The 431-nt window shown below is 65.2% G+C and carries 1 protein-coding gene; it reads left to right on the forward strand.

What is annotated here, in order from left to right:
- Positions 1-431, forward strand: a 431-nt coding sequence (locus ACU8YC_RS28415; RefSeq protein WP_446896446.1) for a M3 family metallopeptidase, incomplete at both ends; no start/stop codon positions are given.

Raw genomic sequence — 431 nt, forward strand, 5'->3', positions numbered from 1 at the left:
AGATCCTCGAGCTGCGTCACGAGTTGGCCGGCCTGCTGGGCTATCGCAACTTCGCCGAGCTGTCGCTGGCGACCAAGATGGCCGAATCCACCGAGCAGGTACTGAGCTTTCTGCGCGACCTGGCGGTGCGCAGCAAGCCGTTCGCCGTGCGCGACCTGGCCGAACTGCGCGCCTTCGCCGCCGAGCAGGGTCTGGATGACCTGCAGAGCTGGGACCTGGGCTACTACGCCGAGAAGCTGCGCCAGCAGCGCTACAGCCTGAACCAGGAAGAGCGGCGCGCCTACTTCCCGATCGACAAGGTGCTGTCCGGGCTGTTCTGCATCGTCCAGCGCCTGTATGGCATCCAGATCCATGAGCTGGAGCAGTTCGACCGCTGTCACCCAGATGTGCGCCTGTTCGAGATCACCGAGAACGGCGAGCACGTCGGGCGC

The organism is Citrobacter sp. VF227 (assembly GCF_052950715.1).